This window comes from Arcicella sp. GW822-FHT02H01 (genome assembly GCF_058802005.1).
On record NZ_JBXANT010000001.1, the window covers coordinates 977,342 to 992,598 of the forward strand.

General features: G+C 32.5%; 21 protein-coding genes. 13 read left to right on the plus strand and 8 right to left on the minus strand.

All coding sequences use genetic code 11. From position 1 onward, the window contains the following. Positions 1–31: 31 nt before the first annotated feature. From AC1RNE_RS04200 to AC1RNE_RS04235, 8 genes are all read right to left on the minus strand, one after another. On the minus strand, positions 32–1,279 hold the full coding sequence (locus AC1RNE_RS04200; RefSeq protein WP_492799780.1) for a hypothetical protein: 1,248 nt from the start codon (positions 1,277–1,279) through the stop codon (positions 32–34). Between the two features lie 3 nt (positions 1,280–1,282). Then, positions 1,283–2,329, minus strand: a complete 1,047-nt coding sequence (cmr3, locus tag AC1RNE_RS04205) for a type III-B CRISPR module-associated protein Cmr3 (protein ID WP_492799781.1) — start codon at positions 2,327–2,329, stop codon at positions 1,283–1,285. An 8-nt stretch (positions 2,330–2,337) separates the two neighbouring features. Further along, positions 2,338–4,152, minus strand: coding sequence for a type III-B CRISPR-associated protein Cas10/Cmr2 (gene cas10, locus AC1RNE_RS04210; protein WP_492799782.1), 1,815 nt, complete (start codon positions 4,150–4,152; stop codon positions 2,338–2,340). Beyond that, positions 4,149–5,006 carry a type III-B CRISPR module RAMP protein Cmr1 gene (gene cmr1 / locus AC1RNE_RS04215; protein WP_492799783.1) on the minus strand — a complete coding sequence of 286 codons (858 nt, stop codon included), beginning with the start codon at positions 5,004–5,006 and terminating at the stop codon, positions 4,149–4,151. Before cmr1 ends, cas10 begins: the two co-directional genes overlap by 4 nt. Before the next feature lie 359 nt (positions 5,007–5,365). Continuing rightward, complete coding sequence (locus AC1RNE_RS04220; protein ID WP_492799784.1) at positions 5,366–5,653, minus strand: hypothetical protein; 288 nt, start codon at positions 5,651–5,653, stop codon at positions 5,366–5,368. Positions 5,654–6,354: 701 nt separating this feature from the next. After that, positions 6,355–7,197 carry a macro domain-containing protein gene (locus tag AC1RNE_RS04225; protein ID WP_492799785.1) on the minus strand — a complete coding sequence of 281 codons (843 nt, stop codon included), beginning with the start codon at positions 7,195–7,197 and terminating at the stop codon, positions 6,355–6,357. Between the two features lie 4 nt (positions 7,198–7,201). Further along, positions 7,202–7,768, minus strand: a complete 567-nt coding sequence (locus AC1RNE_RS04230) for a TIR domain-containing protein (RefSeq protein WP_492799786.1) — start codon at positions 7,766–7,768, stop codon at positions 7,202–7,204. 219 nt (positions 7,769–7,987) lie between these two features. Next, a complete protein-coding gene (locus tag AC1RNE_RS04235) occupies positions 7,988–8,308 on the minus strand; it encodes a hypothetical protein (RefSeq protein WP_492799787.1) in 321 nt (106 codons plus the stop codon). A 257-nt stretch (positions 8,309–8,565) separates the two neighbouring features. On the opposite strand from AC1RNE_RS04235, the gene AC1RNE_RS04240 reads away from it, so the two are divergent. From AC1RNE_RS04240 to AC1RNE_RS04300, 13 genes are all read left to right on the plus strand, one after another. Next, positions 8,566–8,850, plus strand: coding sequence for a DUF3892 domain-containing protein (locus tag AC1RNE_RS04240; protein WP_492799788.1), 285 nt, complete (start codon positions 8,566–8,568; stop codon positions 8,848–8,850). 287 nt (positions 8,851–9,137) lie between these two features. Beyond that, a complete protein-coding gene (locus AC1RNE_RS04245) occupies positions 9,138–9,716 on the plus strand; it encodes a PKD domain-containing protein (RefSeq protein WP_492799789.1) in 579 nt (192 codons plus the stop codon). Positions 9,717–10,010: 294 nt separating this feature from the next. Further along, positions 10,011–10,292 carry a hypothetical protein gene (locus AC1RNE_RS04250; RefSeq protein WP_492799790.1) on the plus strand — a complete coding sequence of 94 codons (282 nt, stop codon included), beginning with the start codon at positions 10,011–10,013 and terminating at the stop codon, positions 10,290–10,292. A 4-nt stretch (positions 10,293–10,296) separates the two neighbouring features. Then, on the plus strand, positions 10,297–10,485 hold the full coding sequence (locus AC1RNE_RS04255) for a hypothetical protein (protein ID WP_492799791.1): 189 nt from the start codon (positions 10,297–10,299) through the stop codon (positions 10,483–10,485). A gap of 557 nt (positions 10,486–11,042) precedes the next feature. Further along, positions 11,043–11,249, plus strand: coding sequence for a hypothetical protein (locus AC1RNE_RS04260; RefSeq protein ID WP_492799792.1), 207 nt, complete (start codon positions 11,043–11,045; stop codon positions 11,247–11,249). A gap of 1 nt (position 11,250) precedes the next feature. After that, complete coding sequence (locus AC1RNE_RS04265; RefSeq protein WP_492799793.1) at positions 11,251–11,517, plus strand: hypothetical protein; 267 nt, start codon at positions 11,251–11,253, stop codon at positions 11,515–11,517. Between the two features lie 25 nt (positions 11,518–11,542). Beyond that, the gene (locus tag AC1RNE_RS04270) at positions 11,543–11,938 is read left to right on the plus strand and encodes a hypothetical protein (protein ID WP_492799794.1); all 396 of its coding nucleotides are present in this window, start codon (positions 11,543–11,545) and stop codon (positions 11,936–11,938) included. An 80-nt stretch (positions 11,939–12,018) separates the two neighbouring features. Continuing rightward, the gene (locus AC1RNE_RS04275) at positions 12,019–12,693 is read left to right on the plus strand and encodes a hypothetical protein (RefSeq protein WP_492799795.1); all 675 of its coding nucleotides are present in this window, start codon (positions 12,019–12,021) and stop codon (positions 12,691–12,693) included. 69 nt (positions 12,694–12,762) lie between these two features. After that, positions 12,763–13,416, plus strand: coding sequence for a hypothetical protein (locus AC1RNE_RS04280; protein ID WP_492799796.1), 654 nt, complete (start codon positions 12,763–12,765; stop codon positions 13,414–13,416). Beyond that, positions 13,416–14,021, plus strand: coding sequence for a hypothetical protein (locus AC1RNE_RS04285; protein WP_492799798.1), 606 nt, complete (start codon positions 13,416–13,418; stop codon positions 14,019–14,021). The genes AC1RNE_RS04280 and AC1RNE_RS04285 overlap by 1 nt, the downstream gene beginning before the upstream one ends. Before the next feature lie 2 nt (positions 14,022–14,023). Beyond that, a complete protein-coding gene (locus AC1RNE_RS04290; protein WP_492799799.1) occupies positions 14,024–14,470 on the plus strand; it encodes a hypothetical protein in 447 nt (148 codons plus the stop codon). Continuing rightward, entirely contained in the window at positions 14,470–14,703 is a 234-nt protein-coding gene (locus AC1RNE_RS04295) for a hypothetical protein (protein WP_492799800.1), read from the plus strand. Before AC1RNE_RS04290 ends, AC1RNE_RS04295 begins: the two co-directional genes overlap by 1 nt. Next, positions 14,703–15,218 carry a hypothetical protein gene (locus AC1RNE_RS04300; protein ID WP_492799801.1) on the plus strand — a complete coding sequence of 172 codons (516 nt, stop codon included), beginning with the start codon at positions 14,703–14,705 and terminating at the stop codon, positions 15,216–15,218. Before AC1RNE_RS04295 ends, AC1RNE_RS04300 begins: the two co-directional genes overlap by 1 nt. The last annotated feature ends 39 nt before the right edge of the window (positions 15,219–15,257 follow it).

The window sequence follows — 15,257 nt, forward strand, 5'->3', positions numbered from 1 at the left end:
TTTAACTAATTAGTTTTTTTATATTTCGAGATTATTCAAATAAGACTTTGATTATATCATTCTCATTCTTTGAAAGTCTATCTATTCCATAGTAATCTAAATCCGCTGTAATTGCAGAACGAATGGCAGATTTAATACTCTCAAGCTCAGGTCTTTTTAATTTTTTATCTTCAAAGTCTTTCAACTCGGATTCAATTAATGGAGTTATTAAAATTGGTTTTCCATAAATACCAGCCACCGAATAGGTTGAAAATTTAGTACTCTTAGACACATCCCCCTTCATATCTCCACTTTTACATTCAAATACAACGATTTTCCCTTTTTTAGTTAGTATTATTACATCGAACTCGTCTAAACTGGCTCTTCCTGTTGATTTTTGAATATTTGAATCCAAATATCGAGTTGAAGCACTAAACGATATATCCAAAATATACGGTTTTGCATATTTTAAAATTGAAAAAACAGTCATGTATTCAAGAATATCTCCAAAAGGATATGGCTTTGATATATCTATATATTTTTCACAAAAAGTTGAATACTGATACTTATTTAAAATTCCTTTCAGAATCATTTCAACTTCATTTTTTGCAAAATCTTTAGTTTTGTCTTTATTAGTTAAAACTAATTGTTTTCGTAATTCTTCGTTTTTAATATATTCACCTATTAAAGACTCAAATATTTGTCTATCATCATGCTTTACAAGCTTTTCAAAGCTTATAGTTCTTCCTTTACCATCTACTGAAACTTTAAACCCCATCAGTTTCAATGCCGTTTCTAACGTTGTTTCTTTAGGTAGTGAATACGGTATAAGTATTTCCTCGCTGGATGATTTGATTGATATTTGTCCAGTATTCCCTTCTAAATAAGCAACATAATGGTTTGGTTTATCTTTCACATATTCCAACACTGCTAACAAAAATGGACGTTGTCCTCCTGTTAAATTCCAAAAAACTTTTTTGTCTTTTAAAACTTTATCAAGAGCTTTTATTGTTTCAGATACTTTTAAGAATTCCTTTTGATTTATCTTAATTTCATCAAATGTAATGATGTTTTTGTCTAAAGTTTCCTGCAAATTCTCATCCCATTTTTTGTTTTCCTTAACTTTATCAGAAAGGTTTATGTCCTTGTAAAGCGTAACAGTATAAAAGTCCTTGAATTGAAACTCATCCATCACCAAAGGGATATAATTTACCATCTGATTAAGGGTAGAGGCACATACATAACTGTATTCACTAAAATCAAATGTTTCTTTTGCATTTAACTCATCTGTAATGCTCATAGGTTAATTTGATTTAAAAGGTAAAATTTGAAACTTCCCAAAGCCATTACAATTGGCAGTATTTTTAGCTATTAAAGATTTTATGTTATCAGCCAAATTGCTACTATTTCTTACTTTCTTGAAAAGATAAATTGACCCCGATGGAACAGCCTTTTTCATAGGTTTAGGTTCTTTTTTATTTACATCAAATCCTCCTATTGAGATATACTTACCTATCGAAGCACTGACTAATTCAAAATCATCTATCTTACTAAGTTCTTCTATTCCATCGCCGCTTTCCCAAAATGTGGGGCTTTGGATATATACTTTTAAATATTTTGCTTGCTCAATATCTGTTGATGGAATCGGTATTTTAGGTTGCTCAACCTTCTGAAACGAAGCTAATTTTCCTTCTCCGCCTAATTTGATAATACCATTGTCAAAAGTATGATTCGACTCATATTCAACTAAAAAGCCCCAATTTTCCATAAATTCAACCATTTCAACTTTATAGAATTGTTCGTTTACTGTTGTTCGTGAGGTTTTAGATAGTGCTATCCCAACCTTAGAGTATTTAGTACTAAAATCGTCTGGAGTATAAACACTTGTTCTGTAATTTTGCCTTGAAGTATATGATTCAAACAAATCTTCTACGTTGATAAAAAGGTTTTCTTCTCGTTCAGTACTGTTTATACTAGGTTTTACTAAGGTTGAAAATGGTACATTTGAATGGGCATTGTTAATATATCCTTCGGTAAAGAAATACTCCTTTTTATCATCTACAAACAAATCTAGTGGTGCATGAACGAGCGTTTTTTCTAAAACTGGGTTATGAAGGTAAACATGATGAATATGAAGCTTTTTGAGGTCTTTCTCCTCAATACAAAATTTTTGTAATCGTTCATCTCCACTATTGACACAAAGGCTTGTAAATAATGCACCCCAAATCACGGATGGGTGAGGAATAACCATAGAACTATCTACAAAAGCTTCTTCTCCTTTTCCAAAAGGTTTCCCAGCGCGAAAAAATAAGGTATCGAGTGGTTGAATAAATAAATATGATTTGTTCATGAGTTGCTTTATTTTAGTTCTCCTGCAATTTTTTCAGCCATTTTGACAAACGATGAAAAGTTATCTATTGAAGTTTCTAACGTTTTCCGATTAAAGCCTCGTAATAGAATTTTTTCAACCAATGGTTCATAGATTGACTTTTCAATATGTTTCCAGTCTGTGTTAGGACTTTTTGCACGTTTCATCAGGCGTTTTAGTTCTACCTTTAACATAGATACTTGTGCAGCAAAGGCAAATTCATCTGATAACTGTCCAATAATAGGAGTGCAGTTAATCACAAACTTGAATAGAAAAGTGGAGCTTATTTCTTTATTTTTAAAGGCTTCTGCTAAATAAAAAAGAAAGGTTAAATCATTATTCTTACAGTATGTTTCGCTAATGATTGACGAGCGATTCATAAAAGCTAATCCAGAGGCATTTTTATCATCAAAGTTTTTTTTAGCATTCGTTTGTAACCTTCTTACGTGATTCAGTACATCATTTAAAGGTGTTTTGTAATGTGCAATTACAATCCCAGCTGAAAAAGATAATGATTTATTTAATTGAGAAAACTGTTCGTTTAAAGGTGCGTTCACTTTCTTAACAAAAGCCTTTCGTAGTTCTTCGAGCGTAGTAGAAAGATTTTGGATATTAACAAACCCTAAAAAATCATCACCACCAGCATAAATAGTTTTGCCAGAACTATCAACTATTGCGGTAGCATCTTTAGCAAAGTCTATCAAACAATTAGATATTTTTTGATGAAACTCTTGCAATGAAATATCCTTAGATAGGTATTCTCCACTAAGCCATTGACCCATGCTATCACCATCAAATGAAATCAGAGCGTATTGACCAGAAGAAAATAAGTTTTTTATATTTTCAAATTCTTTTGTTACAAGTTCAAACTGTTTCTCGTTAGAGAAACGTTCTTTTTTTAAGTTTTCTTCAAAGAAAAATTCATCATCAAATTCTGTGAAATTACTTAGTTCAAATAGCTCAAATTCCTTGAAATGTTCTAAGCAGCACATCCCTAAAGTATCCTTTTGAAAAAGTTTTTTATACTCGAATATTTTATTTTGAACATTTGCTTGCTTACTTTCATGTAAAGTTGCTATACCAACAGTTGATGGAAAACTCTTAATATCATACATTCTTTTGAGAAAGCTAACCGCACTCAGCCCTTCATTTTTAGCTAACTTAGTACCTTCAAGTGTAATTGTAAAAGAATTCCATTTTGAGTTTAGATAATTGGAGTTAGTACCCTTTCCAAAAAACAACGCATTTCGTTCACCATCAAGACTACATTTACGCCCTTTTTCACCTTCTCCTTGATTAAACTGCTCAAATCGACGCAAATTTTTCATGCTGGCTAATTGCTGCTGTATATTTGAATAAGAAGTATTATAATCATCGTTCTTTATTTCTTCAAAAACCCAAAATACCTCTAAATGCTGTTCTATCTGCTGCTTAAAGTGGTTTATAAAAATATCCGTATCTACTAATTCGCTTAAATCACTCCAATCAGAAAATTTATATCCTTTTCCACATTTGTTTAAAATTTCCAAAGAGATTGAATGAAATTTATTCCTAACTTCTTTTTCTACCATCTTTCCATCATCTTTAGGATTTTCTGTTTCAACAACACATAAAAAACGATTTGGTACAGAATCTACCTCTATTTTACTTGGAAAAATAGATTGAATATTCTTTAAAGATTTTAGTCCTGTTAGAGCTAAAGTAGATAATATCCTACTCCCAGCATACAAGTCTTGTGTTTTTCTTGCTTGAGCAATAAATGATTGTACGGGGCCAATGGAGAAAAGGAAGAGGTGTTTGCTCATAATTGTTTAAGGGAATTGACAAAATCACTTTGATTGTTTGGTGTGTTTAGTCTTTTTTCGCTTGCTGTATTTAAAGTTGTTATAATGGGATAATATTTACAATTTTCATCCTTAATCACAGATACATAAATTGGTGAAGCAAATCGTTTTGAACCATCTACAAACCCCAACCAGTCGGATTTATAAGTGTGAGAAGATAGTCCTATTGCTTCCAATACTTCAAAATCAGTATCAAATGCTTTTCCTATCTGAACACTCGCAAAGTAACCAAAACTTGATAGCCCTTGAACTTCTTTTTTGGAGTTTAAAAAGTCTTTAATTTCCTCCAATGATGTAAAGGTTTTATCATCATCTATTTTGCGTATTAAAATACTACCAAAACCTCTTCTAACTCTTTTTCCTACACCACCAAATAGAAAAGTTACTTTTACAATATCTATTAAAGCTTCTTTTGTAATTTTTGTATTATTGTATTTTATTGTAAGTTTAAATATGTAATATTTGGCATCTCGCTGGATACTCTTTGAGCATTTATTTTTGTTAGGAGGTAATTTTGGCTCACAATGTATTCTACAGTAATCTTTTTTATGATGTGGAGTATTAGATATTTTTGTAATGTCCTCTTTTATAATATTAATCGGCAAAAGAATAACACTACTCCTCTTTTCTGTACTTCCAAATATCTCTCCCTCAATCTTTCTCATTTCATCAATGGGTAAATGTCCATTCATCGCTCGCCACCAAAAGCGTAAAGCTCCTTTTATTGAGGCAGGGCGGAGTTCGGGGGTTGTGCCATCTGCACCTGCTAGGAACATTGGCGTAATCACTTCACAAGTAAAGGTTATTGTTTGCATAATTAAATTTCAGATTTCATCCCTAATTTATCTTAAACGAGATGAGCTATTTTGTTAACTTAGATTTAAACAAAAAAAGCACACCTAAAAACTCTATTGCTCTTAGATATGCTTCGTCGAATTAACTATTTTTTATAACTATATTTTATTTCCAAAGTAGTATGGGTGATGACTATTTCTTTTCTCAAATAAAGATAATTAAAAATAAAGTTAAACTCAACTTCAAATACTCTTTCTATTCATGTTTTGGATTCTTTCATGTTTTGTTTGTTCTACCCTATCAACAAACTTTGCTATTGCTGCTTGGCTGAGGTTTGCTGTATCAATATTTATTGTAGCGGTAGGTGACTTAATTAAAATCATGCTTTTTTTGTATAATAAAATGCTCCTACTAATATTGCTATAAGCATAGCCCCAACTTCACCATTTCCTTGTAAAAAAAAGAATATTCCTACACAGATAGCAACTCCAATCATAAACCAGTTGTAATTCGTGTATGTTTGGCAAGAACTAATATGCTCCAACATAATACTTGTTGTTTCTTGTGAGGCTATCCCATTTGATTGCTGATAAATTCTATGACTCGTTAATACAACATTTTTATTGTCGGATTCTAATACAATTTTTTCGTTAGGGAATAGTGTCATTATCTTTATTTTCAACAAAAGTATATTCAAATATTAATATTATTTAGCGTAAAAACACCTGTTTTAAACAGTCCAACAAATTTTAGTTAAGGATTGATAATCAGAATTATACTTAATAAATAAATTTTAAACTTAAGATATGATATTAGAACACCTTCATAAATTGAATATAATGACCCTGACGTTATCCTCAACTTATGTAAGATAGTTGTTTTCAGATTTCTAGAAGGTGGGTAAATGTGTCGAGAAAACAAGTTTGTTAACCTCTCAAATTATCCAAATGCAGTGGTTTTTTTTATTGATGGAGCTAGAGTATATAGCTCAATGATTAATGAAGGGCAACCTAATGAGTATGCTATTTATTATCTGTAATGTTGAATAAATAACAAAGGTTGTATCATTATTAAAATACAACCTTTGCCTCCATTCTATTTTATGAAATATGACGAGTTTTCTGCTTCAGAATTTAGCTATTCGCTATAATGTCGTTTGTGTATGATTTTGTGGTAATCATTGCAAATGGTCGTAAATCATGGTTTTTATCTGAGCTGTTATTTGTTGGCTTTCTCTACATCTTTGTATAGATAGTTTTTCCATTTTTAACTTTTCAGAGTATTACTGCTTCCTCATTTCCTTTATCAGATAATTCCTTGCCTTTTTTCAATAAATCAAAATAGCTAAAGTTTCATTTATATTATTACTTACAATCCTAATTCGATGGATTTAATATTGAACAAGTTAATTTGTCCAATTTTAGCTTCATGTATAACAATTGTTAGTCTAGCAGGATGCTTAAATTTCATCTCACTTAATTTAAATGTCCATAGCATTATCTTTAATAAATCTTCGTCACTTATATTTTTGTGTTCTTTTATTCTTGTGATACCAGAACCAAACACAGGAACTGAAACAGATTTTTGAGCGTAAACCCGATTAACTCTATCCCAAAAATTAATCAAAAATTCTATGTATTCGGGCATTGTCAGAATTGCTTTATTATGCTCATCAAATTTAGAAAATGCAGTAAGAATGAATTCACCATGAACAAAAATTGTACTTAATTTGAATTGTACAGTTTTACCCCCAAATCTTCTATTAGCTTGATTATTAATTACATCTAATTCATCTGAATTTTCTACTATAAAATTATCAAGCTCCTGTATATTTCCTCTGAAAAATTTATTTATAAAAATACCATTAATTGATTTGTTAGAAATTATTTTGTCATCGACAATAGTATCAAAATACTCGTTAAATGAAATCGTTTTAAGACCGTCTTCAGAAAATAAATCTCCACATTTTATATTTACATTGCTCCCATCTATATCAATATCTATTTTCGTAAGCTTATTAGCTCTATCCCAAATAAATAAGTATATAATTATCAAAATAAAAAAAGATAGGTAACCAAAATATGTTAAATATTCTTTATGTTCTTCGGGTACAATATTAAAAAGTAGTATGAATGATAAAATACCAGATATTACTGAAAAATAAAGCCAGAATTTATTTAAGACACCTTTGTCAAAAAAGTTAACTTTCATTCGATTAGTTTTTATAAAAATAATCATCAGGATTAATTGTAGAATCAACTCTAAAATTAGCATTGTTTAGAGAATTGCGTATAACATCTTTGTTCATTGGAATATGTAATACAGGTACTTTTGATTTAGAATCTTTGAAAACTGGTAATTTATTCCATAAATTTTTTACAGTAGAGTTTAAATTATTTTTATTAAATGTAAGTAAGTCTTCCTTAGTATGTAAATCAGCGTAAATTACAATCACTGGTAGCAATAAAGTATTAATTCCATATTCAACTTCTTCTCGTAGCGCTCTTGAGTTCAAAGTATTCTCACTCAAAAATAGGATAATGTTTTTAGAATTTCTAAGTCTTTCTCTAAGTCGTGGTTTAAGGGTGGACTCCCAACCACTATCATCACGAACATTATAAGTTGTATCGTGTGCATTATTAAATGGAAAAGAACTATCTGAACCTTTCCATGCTTTGAGTATACTGTAATAACAAAAATCTTTAGTTGCATAAGCACCAAGAGATGATTCATTGAATGGCTCACTTACATAGAACGCACAATAATTATAAATTTTGCTCATAATTTATTTTGATTAATTGGTTATTAAATTTATGGATTGTTATGATACCATTGCTTTTAACGTTTCACGGCTTCGTGCAAGTTGATGATTTATAGAACAAAATATGCTTTTTAAATCATATAAATTAGCCTAAAAATACCTACAAATGATTAGTGAAAGGAGCCTTTTGACTGACCCAATTCAGCAACTATTGAATACAACATCTGGTAGGAGATCTATTTACTTTTTGTCTATTGAAGTAAATCTGTTAGTAAAATTTACGAAAATTAGTTCGCAAAATCTACCGTAATAGTAGCCTTCAAAATCCTCTAAGTCAATTTCAACTTTTTTAAATTTGAAAACTTGTACTTTTATTTTGTTATTAGTGTTATCCGCTGTCAATTTAATCACTCCTTTGTCACTCCATTGACCAATATGTTTTAAGTATTTTTCATTATCGTCTAAATGAATTATCCAAGTTTTAAGTTCACCATCTTCAATCATTTTTATGATGTCATTTATTAGTGAAGTTGGATTTAAGGAATTAAACTCTAATTTCATTTTGTTTAGGTATAGGATTAATAGTGAAATTATTATTTATAACACAGTTGAATAAAATGCTTGCACTAAATTCTGTTAACTGTAACAACAAAAATATACCTATAAAATCACATAATTTAGCGTAAAAATACCTGTTTTAATACCAAATAATAAGTTAAAATATATTAATTTAAAAAGTAGAGTTATATTCGAAAAATTAATATTAAACTCAAAAAAAACAATTAACACTTTAGTTAAAACCAAAAACAATAAATGCCATGACAAGACATCAAGTTTCATGTATTACAAAAAGAGGTAATCATTATAATGAACACGAAAGGATATCTCATATTGGAGGTGTCAACAATGATAGTACACGATGGAAGATTACTGAAGATGCTGCTATAGGCTATATAGAGAATAATACTTATGAGTTCTATGTAAACGTTAATGGAGTATCTGTGGATGTAATAGTCGCAGAATATCAGGGGAGAAAGTACTTGAAAACCAAAAATGATGGTTATAAGCCCAATAATTTATTGAATCTCCCTGAGTGTCCTTAAGAATAAGTTATACAATAAAAAAGCTCCTTTTAGGGAGTTTTTTTATTGTATAACTCTATAAGACTTACAAATATTTTATGTAAAATCTATTATTAATTTATAGTGTATTACTCAGCCTACTTCATTGGAAAATATTCCTTTTAATGGTTTTATCACAGTAATAATTCTTGTTTTTTTGTATATCATAGTGTAAAAACACCTGTTTTAATACGGAATAATAAGTTTTTACAGCACTTTACATTTTAGAGTATTACTTTTGTTTCTAAACTTTAAAAGACTACATTAAAATGAAAAAATCTACATTACTTTTTGCTCTATTGATTCTATTGCTCAATGCCTGCAAACAAGATGAGCCTGCTCCTAAGCCTGTTGCTAGTTTCAGCGTCACCTACAAGCCTGATGGCGTTGTTTCTTTTGATAATACATCAACAAGCGCTACTTCATATCAATGGACTTTTGGAGATGGTCAAACATCTACATTGCAGCATCCGTCTGTTAAGTATGCTTCCAATAGTACTTATAATGTAACCCTTACGGCTAAAAGCCAACACGGAGAGAATACTACTACTAAAACAGTAGATATAAGAACAATCTATGTGCCAACTACTGGCAATGTTATTTTCTGGTCAAGTTCATCATATAGTATTAAAATCTATGTGAATGGTCTATACAAAGGTACAAGTACAAAATATATAACAAATGGCGTTTCCCCTTCTTGTGGGTTAGATGGCTTTATTACCGTTAATCTACCACAAGGGGCATATAGCTTTACTGCTGAAGAAGATAGGTTGATTGGTGCTTCTAAATGGGCTGGTACTATTAATGTTGTTAATGGGAAGTGTAGTACTATGCAACTAACTAAATAGGATTATAAAATAAATAAGTAAATTTTATTTGTAAATGTAAAACTGAATTGTACATTTGCAATGCTCAATTTCTTTCAGACGGCTAAAGCCACCAAACATTTGTCGGCATTTTTTATGCCCTAATTTGTCATAAGGTACTGTTTATATAAAAAACGGTGTCGAAACTACCGTGATTGTTTGAACACAATCGTTCCCGTCTGGAGAATTGAGCAACGGCAAGTACGACACCGTTTTTTGTTGTATCCAATGCTTAAAGCACTAGCTCAATGTGTTTAAGCTCAACTTTCCAGACAAATGTCCTTAAAATCAACTCCCATTGCCAATAGCAATTCTGCTATCTGGGTTCACGACCCTGCTACCAACAAAACCATTGATGTTCAGCCACTGTTTGAACATCTAAATTTTTTCTCCAATAATCCACAGGAATACGCTGAAGAAGTGGATGAGGTTATGTATTATATGATGCAGGGGCTTAATCCTTCACTGAATGAAGAGGCAACACAAAAAGTGATTGAATTGCATTTCTTACTTAGGAAAATGCGTGATACCTATAGAGCCATGACGGTAAAAGCCTAATGTAATGAAAAAACGTTCTGAAAGTAGTTATCTACAAGGTGCAAGAACTCGTTTTATGAACCAACAAAAGGCATTTCAAGACTTTAAGAATGACCAACAAATGCTGGAAGCTCTTCAAAATGAATGTATCGTGTTACAAAGTAGAATTGATAGATATATGTTAATAAAGTTTGGATTAGTCAGACCTCTATAACTTTTTAGCCTTGCCAATTGGTAAGGCTTTTTTATTGTACTTTTTTGATAAATAGATATTTGTTAACATTAAATCGTAAAATAGTTATTTTAAAAAAGTAAGAATAAAAAGTAAGAAAGTTTTAAGCTAAATTGTATTGATTATCAACGTATTATATAACAATATTACTAATGTTACTAATCTTACCATTTTTTGAAGGCTTGAATTAATACACAACAATTATGCATCAAAAAACTGCGTTATTAAGTCAATAATGTACAAAAAGCACCTAAATGTTGCCAAAGTTGAATCTGTGTTGTTCTATTCTCTTACAAAAAAGTAAGAAAAAGTAATATTGTAAATTTTTAATAACATTTCGTTAAAAAATGAAGGGTATTGTATGCTTTTCGTTGCCCATCAATTCAGATTCGTTAAAACTTGCATTTTGCTAATTTTCCTTTAATTAGTTTTGAATCGAAACAAAAGCGTTTCAAATCTGGGCTATCATCAGGGAGGTTCGCCTTCCTGATTGATTTTTCTGCCCAACATTCATAAAAACAAAAAAGCCCTTTTTTGAAATGGAAACAGTAAGTAACAGAAAACCGATGTATATCGGTATTGCTATTGGTTTGGCGATAGGTCTTATCCTAGCTATTGTGTTGTATTTTGTGCAAGGTAGTAAAGCTGATAGAAAGCTTAGTAATGAACGTAAAAGCCTGAATGATTCATTTGACAAAAAACTAGATGAGTTACGGCAATATTTAATCAAAGACAAAGAAGAATAAGATGAGCATTTTTTCAGACATTTTCGGTGGAGCAGATTCCAATGCCCAAACTAATATCGCAGAGTTAAAGACGCAAGCTGAAATTGATATTGCAAAAATTGAAGCAAAAGCAGCAGCAGATTTGGCAGCCCAAAAGGCTAAATCTCAAAATTATGCAATCGTCGCTGTTGTTGCTATAATAGTAATTATCGTATTGGCTGTTGTTTTTACTTTTAAAGGGCGTCCTACTTATCAGTATGCTGTAGCCCCACAAAATCGTTTATATTAATTTAATCCGAAACAACTGAAAGCTCATGGAAGTAGCAACAATATTAACCAGTCTTGGCCCTATATCTGAATCAATAAGTAATATCCTTACTTCAGGTGATAAAGTACAAATTGCAAAGTATCAAGCAGAAGGGAAACAGGCGGAAATAGATTCTCTTATTGCACAAAAGCAAGCAATACTAGATGCCCAAGCAGAGCAAAATAAACTAAAAAGCAATAATACCATATACATTGTTCTTGCATTCATTGCTTTGGTTATTATTGTCCTTTTAGCATTTTTATTGACAAAAAAAGATAAAGGTTCTTCATTGCAACAACCTAATTATCAGTACCAACCTTTACAAAAACCAACCATGCCGACGAACTATGTACAATCAGCACCACCACCCAGACAATTACAGCCCATAGCCCCAAAGGCTTAGCATAGATAGATTAATATAAGAAAGAACTCAAAAAGCCCATTTTTGAACGCCATTGCAAACCGAAATAAACCCCAATAACAATGGCTTTATCTTTAGTATTAGTAAAAAACGTCCTTTATAAAGATGGACAATCTGTAGGAACAATCGTTTTTCCAGATGGTAAGGAACTGCAAGCACGTGTTCGTGTGTACCCTACCCAAAATAATTTAGTAACCATTCAGACGTATTTCCCTTTATCGGGTCTTACCCCTCGTCGTTCTGATTGGGCTGACCATCCAAAGGAATGGTTGATTGAGCAAGGAGTGCTTGCTGCCGATGTTCAATTCATTTCAACTCGTGCTCAGTTCGCAGTCGCTACTGGTGGTAGTGCTGCAGGAGGTCACTGGGGCGATGACGAACGCCATGTGGAAACACCTCAATTGTTGACAAATCCAGAATTGGGTCATAAGCCTAATTTGACGTTGCAATTCAAAATCAAGGACGATGGTAGTGTTGAAACTGCAACCTATACACCTGATTCAACGATTCAGCAACAAGATTTGATTAACAAGACTGCACAGGAAAAAGCAATTGCGGCTGCAACTGCAGAAGAGTTACAAAAGAAAAACGATACGATGTGGAAATACATCAAAATCGTTGGTGGAGCTTTAGGCGTTATCGCTTTAGGTTTTGGTGCTTATGCTTTGTGGAAAAACTATCAAAAAAACAAGCGAGCAAAGTCAAAAAAGGACAAGGATGACCTAAAAGGAAAATAGTAGATTGACTTTTTGTATCACTCATGATAGAGGCTTATTGTCTCTATCATGCTTTAAACTAAATATAAAATGGCTTATACTACTGATTCCCTTGAAGGAATAAAGGCTTATACAAAAGTGGCCGCTAACGGTAAGTATTACTTTGGTGGAACATTTGAGACTAAGAAAAACCGTGTTGCAGACGATTATTTAGGTACTTTAAAAGGTGAAATGAGTTACGAAGGTTCGACAATTATATCAGTTTCTGATGCTGATTTTGGCACTTTGTATTACTTAGCAAGCAAATTGTATCTTGTTGATGGCTTTGGAAATCGATTAGAGCTAAACGAGGACGGTGGTTGGGACGTGGTTGGGGTTATTAACCTTGATACTACCTCTACGGATGGTGAAGATAATGGATGGGGAGATACTACCGAAACAGGCACAACCAATACCACTAAAAAGACTACTGTAGGTGGTTGGTTAGGTGGCGTTACCGATGTACTGAAAGGGGCTAATGACCTATTAAAAGGTTCTAATAATGCAACTGATAGTAACAATTTCGACCCTGAAGCTGATTCGCCTAAAAACAATACCGTGCTTTATGTCATTATTGCTTTGGTCGTAATTATCATTAGCGTAATTGTTTATTTACTGACTAAGAAAAAAGCACCTTCAGTGCCTATTCCTGTACAACCTTCACAGCCTTTATCGGGCATTCATAAACCCAAACGTTTAAGCTAATGGCAATTACTCCATATAATCTGGCAAAAGGGGCTTATGTAGTCGTAAATGTGAATGGCACGTATGCGAATCCTGCTGTTCCAAGTAGAAGTACTAATAAAGTAGAAAAGGTTGTAGCTCGCTATAACAAAACTACCAAGGTTGGGCAATTGACAGGAGAATTTCTCACGGAAAAAATCAATAATGTTGATACCGTGATGGTTGAGGTATTGTTGACCAAACCCGTAAAGCCTAATTTCGTTACAACCTACTTAAAACTGTGGTTTCGTGCTACCAATTTGGATATTGCCGTTGATACGGTTAAGCCAAAGGCTCAAATCCCAAAAAAGGTTGAAACTAAAGCCGTTAAGAAGGCTGCAACTACCGTTAAAAAAACGACCACTACGACCACTACGCCTACTGTAGCACCTGCTGTTAGTAAGCAAGATTATCCTGATTATTACGATGAAGTACCATCTTCTGACAATAACTGGACGCTAATTGTTGGAGGTGTCGTCTTGATAGGTATCGGGGTTTACTTTATCGTTAAACTCATTAAAAAACGTAAAAACTTGCAAAAATCTAAGCAGTTAAACCCTGTTTTAGACAAAGCTGAAACACTATAATTATGAATGTTTTTCTTGTAGGTTTACTAAAGGATTGGCGATTCTGGGTAGTTGTTGCTTTAATCGTAGCAGGTGTATTTGTGTTTAGAGCAGGGAAGTCCAGTGGGCTAAACACGCCTCCTGAAGATGCTCCTTACGTAGAGACAAAAACAGCATCAGAGAATGCCGTTTTTGCTGAATGGGCAAAAACAACTGGTAATTCGTGGGTAGAAAAGGCAAATAGCTTTTTTAACTCTTGGACATCTTGGTTCTATTACGGAACAATGAGAGACCTGATTTTTGCGATGGCAAAAATGAGCGATAACCAGATTATTTACATCAACAATACTTATAATCGTCGGTATTTTAAAACAGGTAGTTTCCTTACGGAATTGTATGACCACAAATTATACGATTCTGCTGATTATGAATCTGTTATTGAGCGATTAATTAAAAACAAAGCAAAGTAATGGCAGGACTATTAGACCAAATTTTGGCGGGCGGAAACCCGACAATTGCTAACATTAATGCAGGGTTTGATACTGCTTCTATCGTTAAAACCTGTTTAGGGTTACTTTCAGTAGGATTGGTATTAATCATGTTCGGGTGGTTGGCTAACAAAAAGCCTTTGATTGCTCTTGGTGTTGCCTGTTTAGTTGTTCTTGCGACCTTTATTTATTTTAACAATACCGAGACAAAGTAATGAAAAAGGCTCTCTGGATACTTCTTATTCTAATCGGAGGGATAGGCTTAATTATATTAGGTCGTAGGACTTACGCTAAGTATAAAAACTTTTTAGGTAAGACAGTAGATTGGACAGGAAGGACTTTGACACGTGGCGAACGAAACAACAATTGCGGAAACATTAAGTACTCAAAAACACGCAATTGGAAAGGTAGAGTAACACAGCGAACAGATAGTGTATTTGAGCAGTTTATCCAGTTTCGCTATGGCACGGCTGCCATGATAATTCTTTTGAAGGAGTATATTGATAGTGGGTTAACTCTTAGGAAAATCATCTACAAATATGCTCCTCCAAGTGAAAACGATTCAAATGGCTATTTGAATACTGTTGCTTCAAAGGCTAGCATTGGATTGGATACAAAGCTTGTTCCCGACAAAACAACGCTTCAAGGGCTTGTATTTGCCATGACCTTTGTAGAAAATGGTAGAAGTATTACAACGGATGACTTTAACGAGGGTTATGCCCTGATTTGATATGAAGAAATTTTCAACCATTGAAATCATTGTAATTGT